General features: G+C 71.9%; 23 protein-coding genes, 1 pseudogene and 1 riboswitch. Of the genes and pseudogenes, 19 read left to right on the top strand and 5 right to left on the bottom strand.

What is annotated here, in order from left to right; translation table 11 throughout:
* The first annotated feature begins 34 nt into the window (after positions 1 to 34).
* The 6 genes from K7I03_RS08700 (at position 35) to K7I03_RS08675 (ending at position 5,552) form a co-directional block, all read left to right on the top strand.
* Complete coding sequence (locus tag K7I03_RS08700) at positions 35 to 343, top strand: DUF2469 domain-containing protein (RefSeq protein ID WP_004944840.1); 309 nt, start codon at positions 35 to 37, stop codon at positions 341 to 343.
* 93 nt (positions 344 to 436) lie between these two features.
* Positions 437 to 796, top strand: a complete 360-nt coding sequence (locus K7I03_RS08695; RefSeq protein ID WP_185941309.1) for a YraN family protein — start codon at positions 437 to 439, stop codon at positions 794 to 796.
* On the top strand, positions 796 to 2,433 hold the full coding sequence (locus K7I03_RS08690) for a YifB family Mg chelatase-like AAA ATPase (RefSeq protein ID WP_185941310.1): 1,638 nt from the start codon (positions 796 to 798) through the stop codon (positions 2,431 to 2,433). The genes K7I03_RS08695 and K7I03_RS08690 overlap by 1 nt, the downstream gene beginning before the upstream one ends.
* A gap of 38 nt (positions 2,434 to 2,471) precedes the next feature.
* Entirely contained in the window at positions 2,472 to 3,746 is a 1,275-nt protein-coding gene (gene dprA / locus K7I03_RS08685; RefSeq protein ID WP_221902599.1) for a DNA-processing protein DprA, read from the top strand.
* Positions 3,747 to 4,041: 295 nt separating this feature from the next.
* Positions 4,042 to 4,878 (top strand): RNA polymerase sigma factor WhiG, encoded by an 837-nt coding sequence (gene whiG, locus K7I03_RS08680; RefSeq protein ID WP_185941311.1) that lies wholly within the window; start codon positions 4,042 to 4,044, stop codon positions 4,876 to 4,878.
* Positions 4,879 to 4,997: 119 nt separating this feature from the next.
* The gene (locus K7I03_RS08675) at positions 4,998 to 5,552 is read left to right on the top strand and encodes a TetR/AcrR family transcriptional regulator (RefSeq protein ID WP_185941350.1); all 555 of its coding nucleotides are present in this window, start codon (positions 4,998 to 5,000) and stop codon (positions 5,550 to 5,552) included.
* Positions 5,553 to 5,680: 128 nt separating this feature from the next.
* Here K7I03_RS08675 and K7I03_RS08670 read toward each other — a convergent pair whose 3' ends face one another.
* The gene (locus tag K7I03_RS08670; RefSeq protein WP_185941312.1) at positions 5,681 to 6,355 is read right to left on the bottom strand and encodes a M23 family metallopeptidase; all 675 of its coding nucleotides are present in this window, start codon (positions 6,353 to 6,355) and stop codon (positions 5,681 to 5,683) included.
* Positions 6,356 to 6,670: 315 nt separating this feature from the next.
* Between K7I03_RS08670 and rpsB the strand changes: the two genes are divergently transcribed.
* The 10 genes and pseudogenes from rpsB to K7I03_RS08615 all read left to right on the top strand — a co-directional run bounded on the left by rpsB (position 6,671) and on the right by K7I03_RS08615 (position 17,691).
* Positions 6,671 to 7,555: a 30S ribosomal protein S2 gene (gene rpsB / locus K7I03_RS08665; RefSeq protein ID WP_185941313.1), complete on the top strand. Its 885-nt coding sequence runs from the start codon at positions 6,671 to 6,673 to the stop codon at positions 7,553 to 7,555.
* Between the two features lie 178 nt (positions 7,556 to 7,733).
* Positions 7,734 to 8,570: a translation elongation factor Ts gene (tsf, locus tag K7I03_RS08660; RefSeq protein WP_185941314.1), complete on the top strand. Its 837-nt coding sequence runs from the start codon at positions 7,734 to 7,736 to the stop codon at positions 8,568 to 8,570.
* Positions 8,571 to 8,730: 160 nt separating this feature from the next.
* Positions 8,731 to 9,510: a UMP kinase gene (gene pyrH / locus K7I03_RS08655; RefSeq protein ID WP_004944811.1), complete on the top strand. Its 780-nt coding sequence runs from the start codon at positions 8,731 to 8,733 to the stop codon at positions 9,508 to 9,510.
* A gap of 169 nt (positions 9,511 to 9,679) precedes the next feature.
* Positions 9,680 to 10,237, top strand: coding sequence for a ribosome recycling factor (gene frr / locus K7I03_RS08650; protein WP_185941315.1), 558 nt, complete (start codon positions 9,680 to 9,682; stop codon positions 10,235 to 10,237).
* Positions 10,237 to 11,352, top strand: a complete 1,116-nt coding sequence (locus tag K7I03_RS08645; protein ID WP_185941316.1) for a phosphatidate cytidylyltransferase — start codon at positions 10,237 to 10,239, stop codon at positions 11,350 to 11,352. Before frr ends, K7I03_RS08645 begins: the two co-directional genes overlap by 1 nt.
* Positions 11,353 to 11,520: 168 nt before the next feature.
* Positions 11,521 to 12,633, top strand: coding sequence for a 23S rRNA (adenine(2503)-C(2))-methyltransferase RlmN (gene rlmN, locus K7I03_RS08640; RefSeq protein WP_185941317.1), 1,113 nt, complete (start codon positions 11,521 to 11,523; stop codon positions 12,631 to 12,633).
* Positions 12,634 to 12,704: 71 nt separating this feature from the next.
* Positions 12,705 to 12,810: riboswitch (TPP riboswitch) on the top strand.
* A complete protein-coding gene (locus tag K7I03_RS08635) occupies positions 12,806 to 13,903 on the top strand; it encodes a thiamine ABC transporter substrate-binding protein (protein ID WP_185941318.1) in 1,098 nt (365 codons plus the stop codon). (Overlaps the previous riboswitch by 5 nt.)
* Positions 13,879 to 15,602 (top strand): annotated as a pseudogene (locus tag K7I03_RS34480) (iron ABC transporter permease). The gene K7I03_RS08635 and the pseudogene K7I03_RS34480 overlap by 25 nt, the downstream one beginning before the upstream one ends.
* The gene (locus tag K7I03_RS08620; RefSeq protein ID WP_398856825.1) at positions 15,602 to 16,645 is read left to right on the top strand and encodes an ABC transporter ATP-binding protein; all 1,044 of its coding nucleotides are present in this window, start codon (positions 15,602 to 15,604) and stop codon (positions 16,643 to 16,645) included. The pseudogene K7I03_RS34480 and the gene K7I03_RS08620 overlap by 1 nt, the downstream one beginning before the upstream one ends.
* Positions 16,646 to 16,764: 119 nt before the next feature.
* Positions 16,765 to 17,691 (top strand): DMT family protein, encoded by a 927-nt coding sequence (locus K7I03_RS08615; protein ID WP_185941320.1) that lies wholly within the window; start codon positions 16,765 to 16,767, stop codon positions 17,689 to 17,691.
* 218 nt (positions 17,692 to 17,909) lie between these two features.
* Here K7I03_RS08615 and K7I03_RS08610 read toward each other — a convergent pair whose 3' ends face one another.
* From K7I03_RS08610 to K7I03_RS08595, 4 genes are all read right to left on the bottom strand, one after another.
* On the bottom strand, positions 17,910 to 19,133 hold the full coding sequence (locus K7I03_RS08610) for a hypothetical protein (RefSeq protein ID WP_185946132.1): 1,224 nt from the start codon (positions 19,131 to 19,133) through the stop codon (positions 17,910 to 17,912).
* Entirely contained in the window at positions 19,115 to 19,852 is a 738-nt protein-coding gene (locus tag K7I03_RS08605) for an ABC transporter ATP-binding protein (RefSeq protein WP_185946131.1), read from the bottom strand. Before K7I03_RS08605 ends, K7I03_RS08610 begins: the two co-directional genes overlap by 19 nt.
* Before the next feature lie 299 nt (positions 19,853 to 20,151).
* The gene (locus K7I03_RS08600; RefSeq protein ID WP_185946130.1) at positions 20,152 to 21,534 is read right to left on the bottom strand and encodes an aspartate aminotransferase family protein; all 1,383 of its coding nucleotides are present in this window, start codon (positions 21,532 to 21,534) and stop codon (positions 20,152 to 20,154) included.
* Entirely contained in the window at positions 21,519 to 22,040 is a 522-nt protein-coding gene (locus K7I03_RS08595; protein ID WP_185946129.1) for an Lrp/AsnC family transcriptional regulator, read from the bottom strand. Before K7I03_RS08595 ends, K7I03_RS08600 begins: the two co-directional genes overlap by 16 nt.
* A gap of 165 nt (positions 22,041 to 22,205) precedes the next feature.
* On the opposite strand from K7I03_RS08595, the gene K7I03_RS08590 reads away from it, so the two are divergent.
* From K7I03_RS08590 to K7I03_RS08580, 3 genes are all read left to right on the top strand, one after another.
* On the top strand, positions 22,206 to 23,657 hold the full coding sequence (locus K7I03_RS08590; protein WP_185946128.1) for a gamma-aminobutyraldehyde dehydrogenase: 1,452 nt from the start codon (positions 22,206 to 22,208) through the stop codon (positions 23,655 to 23,657).
* 102 nt (positions 23,658 to 23,759) lie between these two features.
* On the top strand, positions 23,760 to 24,362 hold the full coding sequence (locus tag K7I03_RS08585) for a Uma2 family endonuclease (protein ID WP_313772181.1): 603 nt from the start codon (positions 23,760 to 23,762) through the stop codon (positions 24,360 to 24,362).
* Between the two features lie 115 nt (positions 24,363 to 24,477).
* Complete coding sequence (locus tag K7I03_RS08580) at positions 24,478 to 25,665, top strand: polyamine ABC transporter substrate-binding protein (protein ID WP_224346958.1); 1,188 nt, start codon at positions 24,478 to 24,480, stop codon at positions 25,663 to 25,665.
* The last annotated feature ends 29 nt before the right edge of the window (positions 25,666 to 25,694 follow it).

Below are 25,694 nucleotides of genomic sequence, written 5' to 3'. Positions count from 1 at the left end.
AATGGGGGGACGCACGGCTGAAGGGGAACATGCCATGAGCGCCGAGGACCTCGAGAAGTACGAGACCGAGATGGAGCTGAAGCTCTACCGGGAGTACCGCGACGTCGTCGGTCTGTTCAAATACGTGATCGAGACCGAGCGGCGCTTCTACCTGACCAACGACTACGAGATGCAGGTCCACTCCGTCCAGGGCGAGGTCTTCTTCGAGGTCTCGATGGCGGACGCGTGGGTCTGGGACATGTACCGGCCCGCCCGCTTCGTCAAACAGGTGCGGGTCCTGACGTTCAAGGACGTCAACATCGAGGAGCTCAACAAGAGCGATCTCGACCTTCCGAGTGGCTGAGTTCTCCACAACCGGCGGGTTGTCCACAGGATTCGACCAAGATCCCCCACTTCCGCCCGGAGGCCGCACCGTCGGTCCCGGGAGGTGGTGCGGATGGACGCGCGACGGGCGCTGGGGCGCTACGGGGAGGACCTGGCGGTACGCCGGCTGACGGAGGCCGGGATGACGGTGCTGGCCCGCAACTGGCGCTGCCGCGAGGGCGAGATCGACGTGGTGGCGCACGACCGGGACGCGCTGGTCGTGTGCGAGGTGAAGACCCGCAGGGCGGGTGCCTACCAGCACCCGATGGCGGCCCTCACGGCCGTCAAGGCCGAGCGGCTGCGCCGGCTCGCGGGGCGCTGGCTGGAGCGGTACGGCGGCCCGCCCCCGGGTGGGGTGCGCATCGACCTGGTCGGCGTGGTGCTCCCGGAGCGGGGCGCTCCCGAGGTGCAGCACGTCAGGGGGGTGGCGTGATGGGCTTCGCCCGTACGTGCTCGGTCGCCCTGGTCGGGGTGGAAGGGGTGGTCGTCGAGGTCCAGGCCGACCTCGAACCGGGCGTCGCCGCCTTCACCCTCGTCGGGCTGCCCGACAAGAGCCTCTCCGAGAGCCGGGATCGGGTCCGCGCCGCCATCTCCAATTCGGGCGGCGAGTGGCCGCAGCGGAAGCTGACGGTGGGGCTGAGCCCCGCGTCCGTTCCGAAGGGCGGCAGCGGCTTCGACCTGGCCGTCGCCTGTGCGGTGCTGGGCGCCGCCGAGCGCATCGACCCGCGGCGGATCGCCGACCTGGTGATGATCGGGGAACTGGGCCTCGACGGCCGGGTCCGCCCGGTGCGGGGCGTCCTGCCGGCCGTGCTCGCGGCGGCGGACGCCGGGTACCGGCAGGTCGTCGTCCCCGAGCGCACCGCCGCCGAGGCGGCGCTGGTGCCCGGCGTCGCGGTGCTCGGGGTACGCAGCCTGCGCCAGCTGGTGGCCGTCCTCACCGACGAGCCCGTGCCCGAGGAGGCGGACCCCGAACGGGACGGCCGCCCCGACCCGTTGCTCGCCGGGCTGGCGGTGCCCGGCGCGGGCCAGGGCATGGGCGTGGCTTCCCACGGGCACGACGGGCATACGCCCGACCTCGCCGAGGTCGCGGGCCAGCGGCGGGCGCGCCGGGCGCTGGAGGTGTCCGCCGCCGGGCGGCACCACCTGTTCCTGCTGGGTCCGCCGGGCGCGGGCAAGACCATGCTCGCCGAGCGGCTGCCCGGCCTGCTGCCGCCGCTCACCCCGGAGGAGTCGCTGGAGGTCACGGCGGTCCACTCGGTGGCGGGCACGCTCCCGGCCGGGCAGCCGCTGATCGACCGGCCGCCCTACTGCGCACCGCACCACTCGGCCTCGATGGCCTCGTTGGTCGGCGGGGGTTCGGGGATGCCCCGGCCGGGCGCGGTGTCGCTGGCTCACCATGGGATCTTGTTCCTGGACGAGGCGCCCGAATGCTCCCCTCGTGTCCTGGACGCCCTGCGGCAGCCGCTGGAGTCCGGGCATGTGGTGGTGGCCCGCTCGGGCGGGGTGATGCGGCTCCCGGCCCGGTTCCTGCTGGCTCTGGCCGCCAACCCCTGCCCGTGCGGTCGGCACGGGCTCGGCGGGGACGGCTGCGACTGCGCGCCCAGGACCGTACGGCGCTATCTGGCCCGCCTCTCCGGGCCGTTGCTCGACCGGGTCGACCTCCGGGTGACCGTCGAACCGGTGGCCCGCGCGGAGCTGGTGGGGCTCGGCCCGGGCGCCGAGAGCTCCGCGACGGTCGGCGCCCGGGTGCGGGCCGCCCGCGAACGGGCCGCCGCGCGGTACGCGGGCACGCCCTGGCGCACCAACAGCGAGGTCCCGGGGCACGAACTGCGCACCCGCTGGCTCGTCGAGCCGGAAGCCCTGCGGGACGCCGAACGGGACATGGAACGCGGCCTGCTCACCGCGCGCGGGCTGGACCGGGTGCTCAGGGTCGCCTGGACCGTCGCGGACCTCGCGGGCCACGCCCGGCCGTCGGCGGACGACGTCCGCCAGGCGCTCGAACTGCGCACCGGCGTCCGGCGGGGTGCTGTGGCGGCCGGGGCCGGGGCCGAGGCCGGGGGGCTGCTGTGACGGGGGTGCGGGACGGTGCCGAAGCCGGTGAAGTCGGCTTGACCGCCGGGGTGGCGGCCGGTGGACAGGCGGGCGCACGGACGGCCACCGCCAACGGTACGGACGCCGGTGCCGCTGCCGGGGCCGTTGCCGGCCGCGGGGCCGTGGGCGACGAGGAGCGGCTGGCCCGGGTCGCGTTGACGCGGCTCACCGAGCCCGGGGACGAGGTCGTGGGCCGCTGGCTGCGGGAGTGGGGCGCCCCCGCCCTCGTGCGCGGACTCCTCGGGGACGGGCCGCCGCCCAAGGGGGCCAGGAGCGAGCGGCTGGCCGGGTGCCGGGCCCGGGCCGCCGCGCTCGACCCGGCGGGCGACCTCGCCGCCGTGGCCCGGCTCGGCGGGCGGTTCGTCTGTCCCGGCGAGCCCGAGTGGCCGACCCAGCTCGACGACCTCGGGGACGCCCGGCCGCTCGGCCTCTGGGTGCGGGGGCCCGCCGACCTCCGGCTGTGGGCGCTGCGTTCCGTGGCCGTGGTGGGCGCCCGGGCGTGCAGCGACTACGGCTCGCACATGGCCGCCGTCCTCGGTGCCGGGCTCGCCGAGCGCGGCTGGGTGGTCGTCTCCGGCGCCGCGTACGGGGTCGACGGCGCGGCCCACCGCGGGGCGCTCGCCGCCGGCGGGGCGACCGCGGCCGTCCTGGCCTGCGGAGTGGATGTGCCCTACCCGCGCGGCCACGCCCAACTGCTCGGCCGGATAGCGGAACAGGGCCTCGTCCTCGCCGAACTGCCGCCGGGCGGTCATCCCACCCGCGGCCGGTTCGTCCTGCGGAACCGGGTCATCGCCGCCCTCACCCGGGGCACGGTCGTCGTGGAGGCGGAGTACCGCAGCGGTTCGCTCGTCACGGCGCGGCGCGCGCGGGCGTTGGGCCGGCACACGATGGGCATCCCGGGCCCGGTCACCTCCGGCCTCTCGGCCGGCGTGCACGAACTGCTGCGCGAGGGCGCCACACTGGTGACCGACGCGGACGAGGTCGCCGAACTGGTGGGCGCCATAGGGGAGCTGGCGCCCGAACGCCGGGGGCCCGCCGTCCCCCGGGACCTGCTCGCCCCTCAGACGGCGGCCGTCCTGGAAGCCGTCCCCGGCTCCGGCGGCGACACCGCCCGGATCGCCCTCAACGCCGGGCTGAGCAGGGACACCACGCTCGGCAGGCTCTACGAACTGCACGGCCTGGGCTTCGTCGCACGCCGGGGCGACCACTGGCGCCCGGTCGCGCGGGCGTCAACATCCGTCCCCTCCAAGCCCCTCGGACGGCGCCCCTCCATGCGGCGAGGCGGTTCTTGACCTGGGGCGATCGGGTGAAAGGGTTAAGGACATGACCGCCAAGACCGCGGTGACCCCGGCGGCGCCGGGCCGCGCCTCCGCCGGGCCCCGCACGGTCCCGGGGCACGGCCGTCGGCCGAGAGCACGGCCGGTGGCTGTGCTCTCGGCCGGTGGCCGTGCGGACCGCCGAACGGGCCCGCGGGACACGGTCGCTCCCCGCAGCGCGCCGGTCACGCTACGCTCACGGGATTCCGGCCATGCGGATGGATCCTGTCGCACCTGATCCACGTCACAGCAGAACGGCTCAAGACGACGAATGCCCCAGCAACCCTCCGGATCGGACCGCGCGGCGGCGCCGCCCGCGGCGCGCGGCGCCGCCCGCCCGCCCGCACCCTCGACCCTCGACGAGCTGTGGCGCTCGTACAAGGCGTCGGGTGACGAAAGGCTGCGGGAGCAGCTGATCCTCCACTACTCACCGCTGGTGAAGTACGTGGCGGGACGGGTCAGCGTCGGGCTGCCGTCCAATGTGGAGCAGGCGGACTTCGTCTCGTCCGGGATCTTCGGACTGATCGACGCGATCGAGAAGTTCGACCCCGCCCGCTCCATCAAGTTCGAGACCTACGCGATCACCCGCATCCGGGGCGCGATGATCGACGAACTGCGGGCGCTGGACTGGATCCCCCGGTCCGTCCGGCAGAAGGCACGGGCCGTGGAGCGTGCCTACGCCACTCTGGAGGCCACCCTCCACCGGACGCCCTCCGAGGCGGAGGTGGCCGCCGAAATGGGCATCCCCCTCGAGGAACTGCACACCGTCTTCAGCCAGTTGTCCCTGGCGAACGTCGTCGCCCTGGAGGAGCTGCTGCACGTCGGGGGCGAGGGCGGCGACCGGCTCAGCCTGATGGACACCCTGGAGGACACGGCGGCCGACGACCCCGTCGAGGTCGCCGAGGACCACGAACTCCGCCGGCTGCTCGCCCGGGCCGTCAACACCCTCCCGGAACGGGAGAAGACGGTGGTCACCCTCTACTACTACGAGGGGCTCACCCTCGCCGAGATCGGCCAGGTGCTCGGTGTCACCGAGAGCCGGGTCAGTCAGATCCACACCAAGTCGGTGCTCCAGCTGCGGGCCAAGCTCGCGGACGTGGGCCGCTGAGGGACGGGCCGGGGGCGGCCGGGGCCGGGCCGGTCCCGGCGTCGAGTCGCCGCTCCGACCTCGTCTCTTTCCTCCCAGGTCCGTAAAGTGGAACCGTGCCCAGGATTCGAGCGGCCTCAGTGGCCGAGCACCGGACGATGCAGCGCGACGCCCTGCTGGACGCCGCCCGCTCCCTGTTGTCCGAGGGCGGTACGGAAGCGCTGACCTTCCCCGCCCTCGCCGAGCGCACCGGACTCGCCCGGTCCTCCGTCTACGAGTACTTCCGCTCCCGGGCGGCCGTCGTCGAGGAGCTGTGCGCCGTCGACTTCCCCGTCTGGGCGGCCGAGGTCGAGTCCGCCATGGCGGAAGCGGATACGCCGGAGGCGAAGATCGAGGCGTATGTGCGGCGGCAGCTGGCGCTGGTCGGGGACCGGCGGCATCGTGCCGTCGTCGCGATCTCCGCGGGGGAGCTGGACGCCGCCGCCCGGGAGAAGATCCGGGCTGCGCATGGCGGGTTGATCTCGATGGTGGGCGAGGCGCTGGTGGCTCTGGGGCATGAGGAGCCGCGGCTCGTCGCGATGATGTTGCAGGGGGTCGTGGACTCGGCCGTCCGGCGGATCGAGCTTGGGGTCGACGAGCCGGGGCGAGTCGCGGACGTGGCGGTCGGGATGGCCCTGCGGGGTGTCCGGGGCTGACGCCCCGGTGGGGTGCCCCTATCCCTCCCCCAGAGGGGGCACCCCCATTCACCGTTTCCTGGGGCTACGCCCCAGCCCCCCTTTTCGCGGCTTCGCCGCTCGTCCTCAAACGCCGGACGGGCTGGAACTCAGCCCGTCCGGCGTTTGAGGACAACCGCGCGCAGCGCGGTTTCGGGGGTCCGGGGGCACAGCCCTGGAAGAAACGGCGAATGGGGGTGCCCCCTCTGAGGGAGGGACAGGGGCAGCAACCGCGACGGCCCCCGCCGCAGCATCCACCCCGGCAGCAACCCCAACGGATCCAGATACTCCCGCCCCCGCAGCAGTCCCCAGTGCAAGCAGCCGCCGGCGCAGTGCCACGGCCCGGGGCCCAGCGCACCCAGCACATCCCCCGCCGCCACCCGGTCCCCCCGGCGGACACCGGCCCGCACAGGCTCGTACGTCGTCCGCAGCGGAGGATCACCCGTCCCCGTCAGCTCCACGCTCACCACCCCCCGCCCCGCGACCGTCCCCGCGAAGGAGACGACGCCGCCGGCGGCGGCCCGGACCGGATCGCCGGGGGCGGCGGCCAGGTCGACCCCGCGGTGGCCCCGGGCCCAGCGGACGGCCGGCGGCTCCCAGCCGCGCGGGATGGCCGGACGGGTGCCCACCGGCCAGGCACGGGCTGCGTCGCCGGGCGGTGCGGCGGGCGGTGCGGCGGGAGACGGTCGGACCGGCCCGCCGGCCGCCGCCGGAAGCGCGCCGACGAGCAAGATCACGGCCAGTACCGCCGTCAGAAAAGCGTGCGAGATCCTTTGCGCAGACATGCGCCCACCGTGGTGGAAGCCCGGGAATCCGGGGGATCTTGAGCCGGATCTGTGGACTACTCGCCGGTTGTGGACAACGCCGTCACCCGCCCCTTCCCCGGTCCCGTACACTTCTCTTGGCGATCCGGGTCACCGGGTCGACTTCGCACGCCCCGCCACCGTCGCGTCAGACCCTTCCCGGGCAGCGCGGTGGACGCGTCCCTCGGTCCGTGAACGGCTCCCCAGTGGGGAGCGGCGCACGGCGGACGCTCCGGGACGTCAGGAGCGGCGGCCGCCCGGCCGCCGTGGAAACCGAGTATCACAAGGAGCGCGGCCATGGCCGTCGTCACGATGCGGGAGCTGCTGGAGAGCGGCGTCCACTTCGGTCACCAGACCCGTCGTTGGAACCCGAAGATGAAGCGTTTCATCTTCACGGAGCGCAACGGCATCTACATCATCGACCTGCTCCAGTCGCTGTCGTACATCGACCGCGCCTACGAGTTCGTCAAGGAGACCGTCGCGCACGGCGGCTCCATCATGTTCGTCGGTACGAAGAAGCAGGCCCAGGAGGCGATCGCCGAGCAGGCGACCCGCGTCGGCATGCCCTACGTCAACCAGCGCTGGCTGGGCGGCATGCTCACCAACTTCTCGACCGTCTACAAGCGCCTGCAGCGCCTGAAGGAGCTCGAGCTCATCGACTTCGAGGATGTGGCCGCCTCCGGCCTCACCAAGAAGGAGCTCCTGGTCCTCTCCCGCGAGAAGGCCAAGCTGGAGAAGACCCTCGGCGGTATCCGCGAGATGCAGAAGGTGCCCAGCGCCGTCTGGATCGTGGACACCAAGAAGGAGCACATCGCCGTCGGTGAGGCGCGCAAGCTCCGCATCCCGGTCGTCGCCATCCTCGACACCAACTGCGACCCCGACGAGGTCGACTACAAGATCCCGGGCAACGACGACGCGATCCGCTCCGTCACCCTGCTCACCCGCGTGATCGCCGACGCCGTCGCCGAGGGCCTCATCGCCCGTTCCGGTGCCGCGACCGGCGACCAGAAGCCGGGCGAGAAGGCCGGCGAGCCGCTGGCCGAGTGGGAGCGCGACCTGCTCGAGGGCGGGGACGCCAAGAAGGCTGCCGAGGAGGCCCCGGCCGCCGCCGCCGAGGCTCCCGCCGCCGAGGCTCCCGCCGCCGAGGCCGAGAAGCCGGCCGCGGACGCCGAGCAGGCCTGACCCTGCCGTACCGGACGGCGGGGGCCACGTACAGCGTGACCCCGCCGTCCCTGGTGGATCCACGGCCGGATTCCGTCCGGTGGACGGGGGCCGGCCGTCGTGGTGACCTCAAGACGGACCTGCCCCGCCGGGTGCCGAGCGGCACGGCGGGGCACAGTGCACAAGAAGGATTTCAACGATGGCGAACTTCACCGCCGCTGACGTCAAGGCTCTCCGTGAGAAGACCGGCGCCGGCATGATGGACTGCAAGAAGGCGCTCGACGAGGCCGAGGGCAACCTCGAGAAGGCCATCGAGATCGTCCGCGTCAAGGGCCTCAAGGGCGTCGCCAAGCGCGAGTCCCGCACCACCGAGAACGGCGCCGTCGTCTCCTCCATCGCCGACGACAACACCTCCGGTGTCATCGTCGAGCTGAAGTGCGAGACCGACTTCGTCGCCAAGGGCGAGAAGTTCATCACCGTGGCCGACGCGCTCGCCGCCCACGTCGCCAAAACCGCCCCCGCCGACCTTGAGGCCCTGCTCGCCTCCGAGATCGAGGCCGGCAAGACCGTCCAGGCGTTCATCGACGAGGCCAACGCCACTCTCGGCGAGAAGATCGTCGTGGACCGCTTCGCCGCCTTCGCCGACGGCTACGTCTCCGCGTACATGCACCGCACCGCCGCGGACCTGCCCCCGCAGGTCGGCGTCCTGGTCGAGCTGGACAAGGAGAACGCCGAGGTCGCGAAGGACGTCGCGCAGCACATCGCCGCGTTCGCGCCGAAGTTCCTCTCCCGTGACGCCATCCCGGCCGACGTCGTGGAGAACGAGCGCCGCGTCGCCGAGGCCACCGCGCGCGAGGAGGGCAAGCCCGAGGCCGCCCTCCCGAAGATCGTCGAGGGTCGCGTCACCGGCTTCTTCAAGGAGCAGGTCCTGCTGGACCAGCCCTTCGCCAAGGACAACAAGAAGACCGTCCAGAAGATCCTGGACGAGGCCGGCGTCACGCTGAAGCGCTTCGCCCGCATCCGCGTCGGCGCCTGAGCCCCGGCAGGGCAGCGATTGACCCGCGACCCGCTAGGGTCGTACGCAGCCGACCGGTCACCGGCCGGCCGCTGATGTGACGAGGAGGCCATTGCCGCACAGGGAACCGAAAGGACCCACCGGCAATGGCCTTCTTCGTATGTGCACGAGGAGAACTCCAATGAATCAGGGTGCGGACGCCCACAGGGCCGCCGACGGCAAGAGCGACGACCACGGGAAACCCCGCCGGTTCCTGCTGAAACTGTCCGGCGAGGCCTTCGCCGGCGGCGGAGGGCTCGGTGTCGACCCCGATATCGTGCACGCCATCGCCCGGGAGATCGCGGCCGTGGTCCGCGAGGGTTACGAGATCGCCGTCGTCATCGGCGGCGGCAACTTCTTCCGCGGCGCCGAGCTCCAGCAGCGCGGCATGGACCGGGCGCGCTCCGACTACATGGGCATGCTCGGCACGGTGATGAACAGCCTCGCCCTCCAGGACTTCCTGGTGAAGGAAGGCGTGGAGACCCGGGTCCAGACCGGCATCACCATGGGCCAGGTCGCCGAGCCGTTCATCCCGCTGCGCGCCGTGCGCCACCTGGAGAAGGGCCGCGTCGTGATCTTCGGCGCCGGCATGGGCATGCCCTACTTCTCCACCGACACCACCGCCGCCCAGCGCGCCCTGGAGATCCACGCCGAGGCGATCCTCATGGGCAAGAACGGCGTCGACGGGATCTACGACTCGGACCCGAAGAAGAACCCCGCCGCGGTGAAGTTCGACGCCCTGGAGTACGGCGAGGTGCTGGCGCGCGGCCTCAAGGTCGCCGACGCCACCGCCATCAGCCTGTGCATGGACAACAAGCTGCCGATCCTGGTGTTCGAGCTGCTCGCCGAGGGCAACATCGCCCGCGCCGTCAAGGGTGAGAAGATCGGCACGCTCGTGAGCGACCAGGGCACGCGGGACTGAGACGCCCGTACGGCCGTCCGCCGCGCCCCCGGGCACCGGCGGACGGCAACCCGGTGCCGTGGGAAGACCACGGCCCGGGGATGGACAACCGCCTGCCGGTCGGACACCGTGCAGGAGAAGACGCGCGCAGGGGCGAGGCTCTGCTTACTGATAACACCAGGAGCAAGTGGTGATCGAAGAGATCCTCCTCGAAGCCGAGGAGAAGATGGAGAAGGCCGTTGTGGTCGCCAAGGAGGACTTCGCGGCGATCCGCACCGGGCGTGCGCACCCGGCGATGTTCAACAAGATCGTGGCGGACTACTACGGTGCGCTGACGCCCATCAACCAGCTGGCGTCGTTCTCGGTCCCCGAGCCGCGCATGGCCGTGGTGACCCCGTTCGACAAGAGCGCGCTGCGCAACATCGAGCAGGCCATCCGCGACTCCGACCTGGGCGTCAACCCCAGCAACGACGGCAACATCATCCGAGTGAACTTCCCCGAGCTCACCGAGGAGCGCCGCCGGGAGTTCATCAAGGTCGCCAAGGGCAAGGGCGAGGACGCCAAGGTCTCGATCCGCTCCATCCGCCGCAAGGCCAAGGACCAGCTCGACAAGCTGGTCAAGGACAAGGAGACCGGCGAGGACGACGTGCGCCGCGCCGAGAAGGAGCTCGACGACACCACCGCGAAGTACGTGGCGCAGGTGGACGAGCTGCTCAAGCACAAGGAATCCGAGCTGCTCGAGGTCTGATGAACGACGCATCCTGGGGAACCCCGTCGCGCGCCGGGCAGTGGGGATCCGCCGACCGGCACACCCCGTTCCCGGCGGGTCCAGTGCGCGAAGCGGCCGTGGCGGCGCAGACTCGGCCCATGCCGATCGTGCCCGACGCAGGCGGAGACCAGGAGGACCGTGACCAGGGGGCCGCTCACCTCGGTGGCCCCCTGTTCCGTGACGAACACGGCGACCGTGACCATCGCGACGACCGTGACCGAGGGGAGCCCGACATCCGGCCGCACGAACCCGCCCCCCAGGCGCCCAAGGCGGGGAAGAAGAGCGCGGGCCGCGATCTGCGGGCCGCGATAGGGGTGGGCCTGGGGCTCGGCGCGGTCATCGTCGCCTCGCTCTTCGTCTACAAGCCCGTCTTCCTCGGCGTGATCGTGATCGCCGTGGTGGTCGGGCTGTGGGAGCTCACCTCCCGGCTCGCGGAGCGCAAGGGCATCAAGGCGCCCCTGGTGCCGCTCGCCATCGGCGGGGCCGCGATGATCGTCGCCGGGTACGTCGACGGCGCCGAGGGCGCGTGGGTGGCCATGGCCCTCACCGCGCTCGCCGTGCTGGTATGGCGGATGACCGAGCCGCCGGACGACTACCTCAAGGACGTCACGGCGGGCATCTTCGCCGCGTTCTACGTGCCGTTCCTGGCCACCTTCGTGGCCCTGATGCTCGCCGCCGACGACGGTGCCTGGCGGGTGCTGACCTTCCTGATCCTCACGGTGGTCAGCGACACCGGCGCCTACGCGGTGGGCTGGCGCTTCGGCAAGCGCAAGCTGGCGCCGCGCATCAGCCCCGGCAAGACCCGCGAGGGTCTGATCGGCGCGGTGCTGTTCGCCATGGCGGCGGGCGCGCTGTGCATGCGCTTCCTGATCGACGACGGGGTGTGGTGGCAGGGCCTGCTGCTCGGCCTGGCCGTCGCGGTGAGCGCGACCCTGGGCGACCTCGGCGAGTCGATGATCAAGCGGGACCTGGGCATCAAGGACATGGGCCGGCTGCTGCCGGGGCATGGCGGGATCATGGACCGGCTGGATTCGCTGCTGCCGACGGCGCCGGTGGTGTGGTTGCTGCTCGTCGCCTTTGTCGGGGCGGGCTGACGAGCACCAGGTACGCTGGAAGGGCCTGTGGCATTGCTGCCGCGGGCCCTTCGCTCGTCCCCGCCGTTGTGGGGGTCGTCCAGTGAGGTCTCCGGGCTTTGGCGTCATGTTGCCGTTGTCCCCGCCGTCGCGGGGTGCCCGACCTCGTCGTCTTGAGGAGTAGCCATCGTGGCACGTCCGGCTCCCGGTGAGCTTACTTTCGTCGCCCCCCGCGGAGCCAAGAAGCCCCCGCGGCACCTCGCCGACCTCTCGCCCGCCGAGCGCAAGGAGGCCGTCGCCGCCATCGGTGAGAAGCCTTTCCGGGCGAAGCAGCTGTCCCAGCACTACTTCGCGCGGTACGCGCACGACCCCGCGCAGTGGACGGACATCCCGGCCGGCGCCCGCGAGAAGCTCGCGGGCGAGCTGCTGCCGGAGCTGATGAGCGTCGTGCGGCACATCTCGTGCGACGACGACACCACCCGCAAGACGCTGTGGCGGCTGCACGACGGCAAGCTCGTCGAGTCCGTCCTGATGCGCTACCCGGACCGGGTCACCATGTGCATCAGCTCACAGGCCGGCTGCGGGATGAACTGCCCGTTCTGCGCCACCGGCCAGGCCGGTCTGGACCGCAACCTGTCGACCGCCGAGATCGTGCACCAGATCGTCGACGGCATGCGGGCGCTGCGCGACGGCGAGGTCCCGGGCGGGCCCGCGCGGCTGTCGAACATCGTCTTCATGGGCATGGGCGAGCCGCTCGCCAACTACAAGCGCGTCGTCGGCGCCATCCGCCGGCTGACCGACCCGGAGCCCGACGGCCTCGGGCTGTCGCAGCGCGGCATCACCGTCTCCACCGTCGGCCTGGTGCCGGCGATGCACCGGTTCGCCGACGAGGGCTTCAAGTGCCGCCTCGCGGTCTCGCTGCACGCGCCCGACGACGAGCTGCGCGACACGCTCGTCCCGGTCAACACCCGCTGGAAGGTCCGCGAGGTCCTGGACGCGGCCTGGGAGTACGCGGAGAAGTCCGGTCGCCGGATCTCCATCGAGTACGCCCTGATCCGGGACATCAACGACCAGGCGTGGCGCGGCGACCTGCTGGGCCGGCTGCTCAAGGGCAAGCGGGTGCACGTCAACCTGATCCCGCTGAACCCCACCCCGGGCTCCAAGTGGACGGCGTCCCGTCCGGAGGACGAGCGGGCGTTCGTCGCGGCGATCGCGGCCCACGGCGTCCCGGTCACCGTCCGGGACACGCGCGGCCAGGAGATCGACGGCGCCTGCGGCCAGCTGGCGGCGACCGAGCGCTGAGCCCCGCCGGCGGCGGCGGGGGAGCGGGCGGGCGCACTGGTACGGTGCACTCGCACCGCTCGTACAAATGAACAATCCGACAGGGGAGCGCACACAGCGCTGAGAGTGCGGCCCGCGCCGCAGACCCTCGGACCTGATCCGGTTAGTACCGGCGTAGGGAGTCAGCTCGACCATGAACACCACCCTCCGGCGTGCCCTGGGCGCCGCCGCCGTCACCGCCCTGGCCGTTCCGGCCCTCGCGGCCTGCGGAGGCTCCGACGAGGCCAAGGAGAAGGACGGCGGCAAGACGGTCACCCTCGTCTCGCACGAGTCGTTCGTCGTCTCCCCGGACGTGCTCAAGGAGTTCACCGCACGGACCGGCTACAAGGTGAAGACGCTCAAGAGCGGCGACGCCGGGCGGGCCGTGAACCAGGCGATCCTCTCCAAGAGCCACCCGCAGGGTGACGTGTTCTTCGGCGTCGACAACACGCTGCTCTCCCGCGCCCTCGACAACGGGATCTTCGAGCCGTACGAGGCCAAGGGCCTGGACCGGGTGGCGAAGGAGTACCGGGCCGACGACGCCGAGCACCGGGTGACGCCGGTGGACTCCGGTGACATCTGCGTCAACTACGACCGTGCCTACTTCACCGATCACAAGCTGGCGCCGCCGAAGACCCTCGACGACCTGGTGAAGCCCGAGTACAAGGGCCTGCTGGTCACCGAGAACGCGGCCACCTCCTCCCCGGGCCTCGCCTTCCAGCTCGGGACCGCCGCCAAGTACGGCGACGAGGGCTGGCAGGACTACTGGAAGAAGCTCAAGGACAACGGCGTCGAGGTCGTCGACGGCTGGGAGCAGGCGTACAACGACCGCTTCTCCGGCTCCGCCGCCGGCCGCAAGGCCAAGGGCGACCGGCCGCTCGTCGTCTCTTACGCGTCCAGCCCGCCGGCCGAGGTGCAGGGCATGAAGACGCCGCCGAAGTCGGCGGACGAGGCGCCGACCGGCGTCGCGACCGGCACCTGCTTCCGGCAGACCGAGTACGCCGGGCTGCTCAAGGGCGCGAAGAACGCCGAGGGCGGCAAGGCGCTGCTGGACTTCCTGCTGAGCAAGCGGTTCCAGGAGGACGTGCCGCTGAGCATGTACGTCAAGCCGGTGGTGACGGACGCCAAGCTGCCCGAGCTGTTCACCAAGTTCGGCGCGACGGTCGACACCCCGCAGACGCTCGCCCCCGAGAAGATCGCGAAGAACCGTGATCAGTGGGTCAAGGCATGGTCCTCGATCGTCCTGAAGTAACCGCACCGAAGGACCGCGGAGTGCGGGGGACGGGCGTCCGCCTCGGCCTGATGGCCGTCCCGCTCGCCTTCTTCGGCCTCTTCTTCGCCTACCCGGTGGCCGCGATCGTCACGCGGGGATTGAAGGCGGACGGACGGTGGCGGTTCGGCCGCATCGGCGAGGTGCTCACCGACCCGGCAACCGGGCACGTCCTGTGGTTCACCACCTGGCAGGCGGCGGCCTCCACGGCGCTCACGCTGGTGCTCGCGCTCCCCGGCGCGTACGCCATGGCGCGCTTCGACTTCCCCGGCAAGGGGCTGCTGCGGGCGGTCGTCACCGTCCCGTTCGTGCTGCCCACCGTGGTGGCCGGCTCCGCCTTCCTCGCGCTGCTCGGGCGGCGGGGACTGCTCGACGAACTGTGGGGCGTCCGGCTCGACAACTCCGTCTGGGCGATCCTGCTCGCCCACGTCTTCTTCAACTACGCCGTGGTCGTCCGGACCGTCGGCGGGCTCTGGGCGCAGCTCGACCCCCGGCAGGAGGAGGCCGCGCGGGTGCTCGGAGAGTTTCAGCCGGTACGACGACTGGCGGCGCCTAACACCTGACTGACGCGACGGCCGTCGCCGCGCGGCGCTGAGGATTTGCTAGTTCACCTTTACACCTGAACGAATCGAGCGCGGCGTACTTCGAGCGACAGGGTACGATCGAGCTGGGGTGAGTAAGATGTACCGGCAGACCGCCGTACTGCTCGTACTACGTAGGGGAAGGCCGTACGTCATCACGCGCAGGACGCCGCCGTCGCCGACGCGCTGAGCTGGTGACAGCGCGGGACCGTGCGAAACGAGCTGCGAGTCCGACTGGGCTGAGGACGCGCCGCCGCACGACGCGCCGCGCCGACTCGCGGCGGCGCCCAGAAGCTGCTAGCCGAAAGCTGAGCCCAGGGAGCCGCGCAGCTACGGCAGCCGCTCGCGCGGTGACTCGAGCTAGCGACGTCGACGGCCAGACGGCTACGGCACGCCTTCACGCGCTCGCCTACGGGGCGGGACGACGGCGTTGCTCGGCGTCGTCGCGGAGGCGAGCGAGCAACACGCGGCGTACGGCCTCGCGGCCACCGTCATCGCCCGTCGTCGTCGAAGACGGCTAAGTGAATGCCGCCGCGACGCACGGCGACGAAGAAGAAGAGCCGGCTAAAAGTAAAGCGGGCGCGACTGCGCTAAACGAGATGCTGCCGCTGGAAGCACCTCCGAAACGTGACCGCGAAACGGCGCGGCACTGTGATCGCCTGGACGAGAAACGCCGCAGGACAGCGGAGCTACGAAGGATCAGGTACCGATGGCCCAGGCGATAGTACGGAGTGCCGTAGTGAGCAAGCACGATGCTGACGTGCACGACGCAGTCGATCCGCGGCTGCGGAGGCACGATCAGGACGTGCTCGGCGCGTCCGACACGGGTTGGCGGAGTGGACCTGCCGATGGTCGGCCGGGCCCTGGCGGTCGCGGCGGGCTTCGCCTTCGCCGTCTCCCTGGGCGAGTTCGGCGCCACCGTCTTCATCGCCCGCCCCGACAACCCCACGCTCCCCGTGGCCGTGGCCCGGCTGCTGGGCCGTCCCGGGGAGCTCAACTACGGGCAGGCGATGGCCCTGAGCACGATCCTGATGCTGGTGTGCGCCGTGGCGCTGCTGGTGCTGGAACGCGTACGTACCGACCGCACGGGGGAGTTCTGATGCCGTCCGCTCCGATGCTGCCTGCTCCGATGCTGCGTCTGGAGGGCGTCACCGTCCGGTTCGGCGACCGGACTGTCCTGGACGCCGTCGGCCTCGACGTCGCCGAGCACGAGGTCGTCTGCGTCCTCGGCCCCAGCGGCAGCGGCAAGTCCACGCTGCTGCGGGTGGTCGCCGGGCTCCAGCGGGCCGACGCCGGGCGGGTGTTCCTGTCCGGCGAGGACGTCGGCGGGGTGCCCGTGCACCGGCGGGGCGTGGGGCTGATGTTCCAGGACCACCAGCTCTTCCCGCAGCGGGACGTGGCCGCGAACGTCGCCTTCGGGCTTCGCACGCGTGGTGCCGGACGCGACGAGGCCCGGCGGCGGGTCGCCGAACTCCTCGATCTCGTGGGCCTGCCGGGCGCCGGGCGGCGGTCCGTCGCGGCGCTGTCCGGCGGCGAGCAGCAGCGCGTCGCGCTGGCCCGGGCGCTCGCCCCGAGCCCCCGGCTGCTGATGCTCGACGAGCCCCTCGGGCAGCTGGACCGGAGCCTGCGCGAGCGGCTGGTGACCGAGCTGCGGCAGCTCTTCGGACGGCTCGGCACGACCGTGCTGGCGGTCACCCACGACCAGGGCGAGGCGTTCGCGCTCGCCGACCGGGTGGTGGTGATGCGGGACGGCCGGATCGCCCAGCAGGGCACGCCCCTGGACGTCTGGCGGCGGCCCGCCTCCGAGTTCGTGGCCCGCTTCCTCGGCTTCGACAACGTCGTCCCCGCGACCGTCACCGGCGACCGGGCCGACACCCCGTGGGGCAAGGTGCCCGTCCCGGCCGGTTCCCCGGAGGGCCCCTGCTCGCTCCTGGTACGGCCGGGTGGCGTCCGGCTGGTGGCGGACGGACTGCCGTGCGAGGTCACCGCCCGGACCTTCCGGGGCGACCACGTGCTGCTCTCGCTCCGTCCGGAGCGGGGTCCGGCGCTCCAGGCGGCGTGCGCGCTGGCGCACGCGCCGGAGGTGGGAGCACGGGCAGGGGTCGCGTTCGACGCCGAGCACGTGGTAGTGCTGGGCGGCTGAGCGATACGGCGAGAAGGCGCCCTCCTTTTTCTTGACCTTTTCTTGACCCTAGGCAACTTCGGCGCCGCGTTGAACGTCTGGTTCAGGAGCAGGCGGTTCATTGGCGAACGGAGCAATTGGTGATCATCGGCCTGGTGACGGCTGTCGCGGCCTCGGCGTGCTACGGCACGGGTTCGGTCCTGCAAGCCGTCGGATCGCGGAAATCCGCCCTCCGGGAGGCGGCCTCGTCCCCCGACACGGGCGTGACCCAGCACGGCGGACCCAGCCTGTCCTCCACCGCCAAGGCCGCCGTGACCTGGGAGTTCATGGTCGGTACCGTCCTGGACTTCCTCGGCTTCGGCCTCGGCGCCCTCGCGGCCCGGCTGCTGCCCCTCTTCCTCTCCCAGACGGTCATCAGCGCCAACCTGATCGTCACCGCCCTGCTCAGCATCAAGCTGCTCGGCATACGGCTCAAGCGCCCCGAGTGGGCGTCCATCGCCGTCGTCTGCGCCGCCTTGGTGCTGCTCGCGACGGCCGCCGGGCACGAGGGCAGCGGGGAGACCGCCCGGTCTACGCACTGGTGGCTGCTGATCATCTCCGTGGTGCTGATGGCCGGTGGCACGGTGGCGGTGCGTCTGATGGGGTCCCGGGCCGCGATCCTCGCCGGTCTGCTGTCCGGACTGGGCTTCGGTGCCATCGGGGTCGGGGTGCGCATCCTCGACGGGATCGACCCGTTCCACCTGCCCACCCTCCTCGCCGACCCGGCTCTCTACGCGATCCTGATCTCCGGTGGCGTGGGCATGTACCTGCACACGGTGGCCCTGCAGATCGGTTCCGTCAACGGTGCGACGGCGGCTCTGGTCGTGGGTGAGACGATTCTGCCGGGCATCATCGGCGTGCTGCTGCTTGGGGACGCTTCTCGGGAGGGGTTCGCCTGGGTGGCGGTCCTCGGATTCATCCTCGCCGTCGCGGGGGCGGTTGCGGTCGCGTGGTTCGGTGAACCCGACAGTCACGGGGCGGCGACCCCCGCTGTGGACGAGGCGACGGAGCCCGTGCAGCGCGTGTAGGAGTGCCTCGGTCCCTCCCCCAGAGGGGGCACCCCCATTCACCGTTTCTTGCGGGGGCAGGCCCCCGCCCCCCGAAGCGCCCTGCGGGCGCTGTCCTCAAACGCCGGACGGGCTGACTTGTCAGCCCGTCCGGCGTTTGAGGACGAGCGGCGGAGCCGCGAAAAGGGGGTCTGGGGCGCAGCCCCAGGAAGCGGCGAAGGGGCGGGTCCGGGGCATCCTCACCGCGTCAGCGGCAACGCCGCCAACTCCGCGACCACCCACGTCAGTGGAGCCAGCACGACGACCAGCGCAGCCGTCCGTACAGCAGCGGCACCGCGCAGCAAAGAGCCCGGCAAGCCCAGCCGCAGCAGGGCAGCCGTCGTCTCGGACCGCACCTGCCGCGCGTCCAGCGCCGCCGTGATCGCCGTGGCGGTCGCGCAGGCCATGACCACGGCCGCGCCCAGCCCCGTGAGCGGGCCGAACGGCCGGGGGCCCGCGTCCTCCCAGGCCACCCCGTAGAGCTCGGCGGCGGCCAGCGCGCCGGCGGCGACCGCGCACAGGACGCCCAGCGGCCGGCCCAGCCGCGTCGCCGCGTCCTGGAGCATGCGCCCGGCCAGCATCCGCACCGGGCCGGGCCGCCCGGCCGCGAGCGCGGCACCGCACCAGTGCGTCAGCCCCGGGCCCGCCAGGACCAGGCCGAACACGGTGAGCAGCCAGCCGCCGAGGAGACCGGGGGAGGCCCCGCCGTCCTGCCCGGGGAGGGCGAGCAGCCGGCCCGGCTCCGGCGCGGGCGCGTGGCCCACGTACGCCACCAGCGCCAGGCCGGTCGCGATGACGGTGATGCCCCACGGGAGCCCGGCGTACGAGGGCCGGGGGGACGCGCCGCGCCGCGGCGCCGAGGTGTCGTCCGGCTGCGGCCGGGCGTGCGCCGGGCCCGGGCGCTTGCGCTGTTCCTCGCGCGGGCGCAGAACGAGGGCGCACACGCCGGCGCTCACGGCGGGCAGCAGGGCGAGCAGGGTCACGGTGGCGGCCCACGGCAGGGCGTGGCCGCCGTCCAGCAGCCGGTTCGCCGTACCGCTCAGCGGGGTGCCGCCGAGGTCGCCCCGCAGTTCGAGATAGGCGAGCAGGGCCGCGCCGCTGCCGAGGCCGCAGGTGAGGGCCGTGGAGGCGGCTGCCAGCAGGGCGAGCCGGACCGGCCCGAGGCCGATCGCGTCGAGCCCGTCCCGGGGCCGGGTGGCGGGGTCCGTCCGGGCCACCGCCAGGGCGAAGTGCACGACCGCCGCGCAGGGGACCGCGCACCACAGCAGCCGCACGACCCCCTCCTCCGGCCGCTTCGGATGCGCGACGGCGTACCCGAGGGCGCAGAGCAGCAGGAAGGCGGCGCCCGCCGCGGCGGCGGCGACCAGCACGCGCCGCAGCAGGACGAGCGGGTGCGCGCCCCGGGTCAGGCGGAGACTGAGCACGCGGCCCTGCCCTCCCCGTCGGGCGCGTCCGGTGCGGGGATGCCGCCACCCCGGCGGCCGTCGGCGAGGCCGACCGCCCGGTCGGCGAGCGCGGCGCCCTCGTCGTCCGGCGTCGCGAGGACGACGGTGATGTGGTGCGAGCGGGCCGCGGTGGTGAGGGTGCGCAGGACCTGGGCCCGGTCGGTGCTGTGCAGCGGCGCGGTGGGGTCGTCGGCGAAGACGACGGTGGGCTCGCAGGCCAGGGCGCGGGCGACGGCGATCCGCTGGCACTGGGCGCGGGAGAGCGCGGCGGGCCGCTTGCGGGCGCAGTCGCCCACGTCGAGGCGTTCCAGCCACTCGGCGGCGGCCTGTTTGGCGGTGCGGTGGCCGGTGCCCCGGGCCAGCAGGGGGAGGGCGGCGTTCTCCCAGCCGGTCAGCTCGGGCACCAGGTGCGGGGTGCTGTCGATCCAGCCGAACCGCTCGCGCCGCAGGCGTTCGCGCTCCGCGCGGGGGAGGGTGTGCACCGGCGCGCTGTTGAACCAGACCTCGCCGGAGGCGGGTACGAGCTGGCCGGAGAGGCACTTGAGGAGGGTGGTCTTCCCCGCGCCGCGCGGCCCGGTGACCGCGAGGACCTCGCCCTCGCGGATGCCGATGGACACGCCTGCGAGGGCGGGGGAACCGTTGTAGGAGTAGTGCAGGCCGCGTGCCCAGAGCACGTCGTTGTCCGGCGGGGCCACCATTTCGAGCACACCTCGGGTCGCTGGAGGGTCCGTTCCCCTGTCCGGGTGAACGAACCGGGGGCCATTGGGTCACTGGCACCGTACGGAACGGGGATCCTAGCCCCGGTCCAGGCTCGGCGCGGGAGTGGTCCAGGAGTGGCCCACTTTCCTCCCATCGGGCTCATGGCGCGAGGGTGCGAAGAGGGTGTGCGGGGGCGGAAACGGCCTCAAGGGGCGGAAAGGGGCAGGAAGTGCGCGGCGGGGGCCCGCGCGCACCGCCGACGTGGCGCGCGCGGACCCCCGCCGGGCCCGTCAGGTCGTCAGATCCGCGCCCACGCCTCGGTGAGGACGCCGCGGAGGATCTGCTCGATCTCGTCGAACGTGCCCTGGTCGGCGATGAGCGGCGGGGCGAGCTGGACGACCGGGTCGCCGCGGTCGTCGGCCCGGCAGTAGAGGCCGTCCTCGAACAGCCGCTTGGACACGAAGCCGTAGAGCAGCCGCTCGCACTCCTCGGGCGTGAACGACTCCTTGGTGGCCTGGTCCTTCACCAGCTCGATGCCGTAGAAGAAGCCGTCGCCGCGCACGTCGCCGACGATCGGCAGGTCGCGCAGCCTCTCCAGGGTGGCGCGGAAGGCCGCCTCGTGGTCCAGCACGTGCCGGTTGAGGCCCTCGCGTTCGAACAGGTCGAGGTTGGCCAGCGCGACGGCGGCCGAGACCGGGTGGCCGCCGAAGGTGTAGCCGTGCAGGAAGGTGTTCTTCCCCTTGAAGAACGGCTCGGCGATCCGGTCGGAGACCACGGCCGCGCCGATGGGGGAGTAGCCCGAGGTCATGCCCTTGGCGCAGGTGATGATGTCCGGGACGTAGCCGAACTTGTCGCAGGCGAACATCGTCCCGAGCCGGCCGAACGCGCAGATGACCTCGTCGGAGACGAGCAGGACGCCGTACCGGTCGCAGATCTCGCGCACCCGCGCGAAGTAGCCGGGCGGCGGCGGGAAGCAGCCGCCGGCGTTCTGGACCGGCTCGAGGAAGACGGCGGCGACGGTGTCGGGGCCCTCGAAGAGGATCTGCTGCTCGATCTGGTCGGCGGCCCAGCGGCCGAACGCCTCGGGGTCGTCGCCGTGGATCGGCGCGCGGTAGAAGTTGGTGTTGGGCACCTTGTGGGCGCCGGGGACCAGGGGTTCGAAGGGGGCCTTGAGAGCCGGGAGTCCGGTGATGGCCAGCGCGCCCTGCGGGGTGCCGTGATACGCCACCGCGCGGGATATCACCTTGTACTTGCCGGGGTTGCCGGTGAGCTTGTGGTACTGCTTCGCCAGCTTCCACGCCGTCTCTACGGCCTCGCCGCCGCCCGTGGTGAAGAAGACCTTGTTGAGGTCGCCGGGCGCGTAGTGGGCCAGCCGCTCGGCCAGTTCGATCGCCTTGGGGTGGGCGTAGCTCCACACCGGGAAGAAGGCCAGCTCCTGCGCCTGCTTGGCGGCGGCCTCGGCCAGTTCGGCGCGGCCGTGGCCCGCCTGGACGACGAAGAGTCCGGCCAGGCCGTCGAGGTAGCGCTTGCCCTTGTCGTCGTAGATGTACGTGCCCTCGCCGCGCACGATCGTCGGCACGGGGGCGTTCTCGTACGACGACATGCGGGTGAAGTGCATCCACAGGTGGTCGTACGCCGTCTGGGAGAGGTCCTTGCTGCTCACGGCTATCGGGTTCCCCATGTATAGGTCTGTTTGCGGAGCTTGAGGTAGACGAAGCTCTCGGTGGAGCGCACTCCGGGCAGGACGCGGACGCGTTTGTTGATCACGTCCAGCAGGTGGTCGTCGTCCTCGCAGACGACCTCGATGAGCAGGTCGAAGGAGCCGGCCGTCACCACGACGTACTCCACCTCGTCCATCGCGGTGAGGGCGTCGGCGACCGGGTCGAGGTCCCCCTCGACATTGATCCCGATCATGGCCTGCCGGCGGAAGCCCACGGTGAGCGGGTCGGTGACCGCGACGATCTGCATCACGCCCTGGTCCAGCAGCTTCTGCACGCGCTGCCGGACGGCCGCCTCGGACAGTCCCACGGCCTTGCCGATGGCGGCGTAGGGCCGGCGGCCGTCCTCCTGGAGCTGTTCGATGATCGCCAGGGAGACGGCGTCGAGGGGCGGCGCGCCGCGGGCGCCCCTGGAAACCGCTGAAACCGCTGAATCCGTCTTACGAGTGGCCACCCGGCCACTGTGCATGAGGAGTCCGCCGTATGACAAGCGTCCGGCGATGAAATCCGTTGTGACGAGGCACCTGAATAACCGATTCCGTTGCTCCTGGCTGGTGGGTATATCGAAAACGTGGTCCTCCTGGCTAGGCTGGGCGTCTCACCCTTCGGACATCTCACAGGAGAGGTGCACACCGTGACCACCGAGCCGCGCCGGTTGCGCAACTACATCAACGGGGAGTTCCGGGACGCCGCGGACGGGCGGACCACCGACGTGGTCAACCCGGCCACGGGCGAGGTGTACGCCACCGCTCCGCTGTCCGGCGCCGCCGACGTGGACGCCGCCATGGCCGCCGCCGAGGAGGCGTTCCCGGCCTGGCGCGACCTGGTCCCGGCCGAGCGCCAGAAGGTCCTGCTCAAGATCGCCGACGCGATCGAGGCGCGGGCCGAGGACCTGATCGCCGCCGAGTCGGAGAACACCGGCAAGCCCCTCGCCCTCACCCGCAGCGAAGAGGTCCCGCCGATGGTGGACCAGATCCGCTTCTTCGCGGGCGCCGCCCGGCTGCTGGAGGGCCGCTCCGCCGGCGAGTACATGGAGGGGATGACCTCCATCATCCGCCGCGAGCCGGTGGGCGTCTGCGCCCAGGTCGCCCCCTGGAACTACCCGATGATGATGGCCGTCTGGAAGTTCGCCCCCGCCCTCGCCGCGGGCAACACCGTCGTCCTCAAGCCGTCCGACACCACCCCGGCCTCCACGGTCCTGCTCGCCGAGATCATCGGCGGGGTGCTGGAGGAGCTCGGCCACCCCAAGGGCGTCTTCAACGTCGTCTGCGGCGACCGCGACACCGGCCGGCTGATGGTCGAGCACCCGGTGCCCGCGATGGCCTCCGTCACCGGCTCCGTCCGGGCCGGCCAGCAGGTCGCCGCGTCCGCGGCCAAGGACGTCAAGCGCGTCCACCTGGAGCTCGGCGGCAAGGCGCCCGTCGTCGTCTTCGAGGACGCCGACCTCGCCAAGGCCGTCGAGGACATCGCCATGGCCGGCTACTTCAACGCCGGCCAGGACTGCACGGCCGCCACCCGCGTGCTCGTCCACGAGTCCGTCCACGACGAGTTCGTCACCGCCCTCGCCAAGGCCGCGGCCGACACGAAGACCGGGCAGCCGGACGACGAGGACGTGCTCTACGGGCCGCTCAACAACGCCAACCAGCTGAAGCAGGTGGCCGGCTTCATCGACCGCCTCCCCGCCCACGCCAAGGTCGAGGCCGGCGGCCACCGCGTCGGCGACAAGGGCTACTTCTACGCCCCGACCGTCGTCTCCGGCCTCAAGCAGGACGACGAGATCGTCCAGAACGAGGTCTTCGGCCCGGTCATCACCGTCCAGTCCTTCACGGACGAGGACCAGGCCGTCGCCCACGCCAACGGCGTCGAGTACGCGCTCGCGTCGTCCGTGTGGACCAAGGACCACGCGCGCGCCATGCGGATGTCCAAGCGGCTCGACTTCGGCTGCGTGTGGATCAACACCCACATCCCGCTGGTCGCGGAGATGCCGCACGGCGGCTTCAAGAAGTCCGGCTACGGGAAGGACCTGTCGGCGTACGGGTTCGAGGACTACACGCGGATCAAGCACGTGATGACGTCGCTGGGCTGACGCCTCACGCGTCCGAACGCGGGTTCCGGGACAGGCCGTGTCCCGGGCCCGCGTTCGTCGTTCGACCGTGTGCGCAAGGGGCGCGCGGGAGGGGGCGGAACAGTGACCGACACGGACGGGCTCGGCACGGAGGGGACAGCCCTGGCAGAAGAGCCGGAGGACACGTTCCTGGACGAGATGTTCGGGGCTCTGGAGCGCCTGCCGGCCCCTGAGGGGCATCACATCGAGATCGTCGAGGGGACGGTTTGCGTCACGCCGAAGTCCCCTGACCACTGGCGCATCATCCGTACCGTTTTGTGGCAGCTTGTCGACCGCTTCGGGAAGGAAGCCCACATCGATTCGGATGTGCGGATGGATTTTCCCGGGTACCGGAACGGGTTCTGCCCGGATCTGGTCAAGGTGACGGACGGGGCACGGCCCGACGCGAGGGATCAGTACGCTCCGAAGGACGTGGAACTCGTCGTCGAGGTCATCTCGGAGGGCACCAGGAGCAACGACTACGGCCCCAAGAAACGGACCTACGCCGCGGCCGGTGTGCCCGTCCTTCTGATCATCGACCCCTATACCGGCCGGTGTCATGCCCACACCTCTCCCCAAGGCGGCACCTACCGTTCGGAACTGATCGTCGAGTTCGGCGAGCCCGTCGACCTGACCCGCACCCCGCTCGGCCTGACGATCCACACCCACAAGTTCCCCCGCGACTGACCCCGCCCCCGGCGTTCCCGTATCATCGACGGCCCGGCGAAGCGTCTGCCGGCACCCCCGATCTCCGGACACCCCGCCCCTTGTCCGTGAAGATCGCCTCCCCCATCCTGCCGTCATGCGAGAGAAGCCCGTGAAGCACCTGTCCCGCCGCTCCCTGCTGCGCGCGACGGTCGCCGGCGCGGGTGGAGCCGCGCTCGCCGGCTGCGGAGTGCCGGCCGCCTACATCGCCCCCGGCGACCGCGCCGCGAAGGATCGTTCCGCCACCGACCGGCGGCTGTCGTTCGCCAACTGGCCGCTGTACATCGACACCGACGAGAAGCATCCCGGCCGGCGGCCCACGCTGGAGGCGTTCGAGAAGCGCAGCGGCGTCTCGGTGAAGTACACCGAGGAGATCAACGACAACGACGAGTTCTTCGGGAAGATCAGCCCCGCCCTGATGAATCATCAGGACACCGGCCGCGATCTGATCGTCGTCAGCGACTGGATGTGCGCCCGCTACGTCCGCCTCGGCTGGGTGCAGGAGATGGACCGGGCCGCGCAGCCGAACGTCGCCCGGCACCTCGACCCGCTGCTGCGCAAGCCGTCGTTCGACCCCGGCCGCAAGCACTCCGTGCCCTGGCAGTCCGGGATCACGGGCATCGCCTACCACCGCAAGAAGCTGGGCCGCGAGATCCGCAGCACGGCCGAGCTGTGGAAGGACGACCTGCGCGGCCGGGTCACCCTGCTGTCCGGGATGGACGAGGCGTTCACCCTGCTGATGCTGGGTGACGGCGTCGACGTCACCCGGTGGACCGCCGACGACTTCCACCGGATGACGGACCGGCTGCGCCGCCTGGTCGCCCAGCGGCACATCCGCCGGTTCACCGGCAACGACTACATCAAGGAGCTGTCGTCGGGCGACGTGCTGGCCTGCCAGGCGTACTCCGGCGACATCATCCAGCTCCAGGCCGACAACCCCGATATCGCCTTCGTGGTGCCGGAGGAGGGCGCGGAGCTGTGGGCGGAGAGCCTGATGATCCCGGACCTCGCCCGGCACAAGGCGAGCGCCGAGCAGCTGATCGACCACTACTACCGGCCCGAGGTGGCGGCGGAGCTGGCCGCGGCGGTCAACTACGTCTGCCCGGTGCCCGCCGCGCGGGACGTGCTCGCCTCGTCGAAGGACAAGGAGCTCGCCGAGCTGGCGGAGAACCCGCTGATCTTTCCGACGGACGACATGCGGAAGCGGCTGGCGACGGCGCGCGACATCACGGCGAGGGAGCGGCCGGGGTTCGCGAAGGAGTGGAACGAGATCGTCGGGCTGTGAGGCCCTGAGAGCTCCGACGCGCCCCGGCC

The sequence above is a fragment of the Streptomyces mobaraensis genome, from assembly GCF_020099395.1.
Lineage (GTDB): Bacteria > Actinomycetota > Actinomycetes > Streptomycetales > Streptomycetaceae > Streptomyces.
Note: the sequence above shows the minus strand (reverse complement) of the source record. Positions and strands in the feature narration are given on the sequence as shown.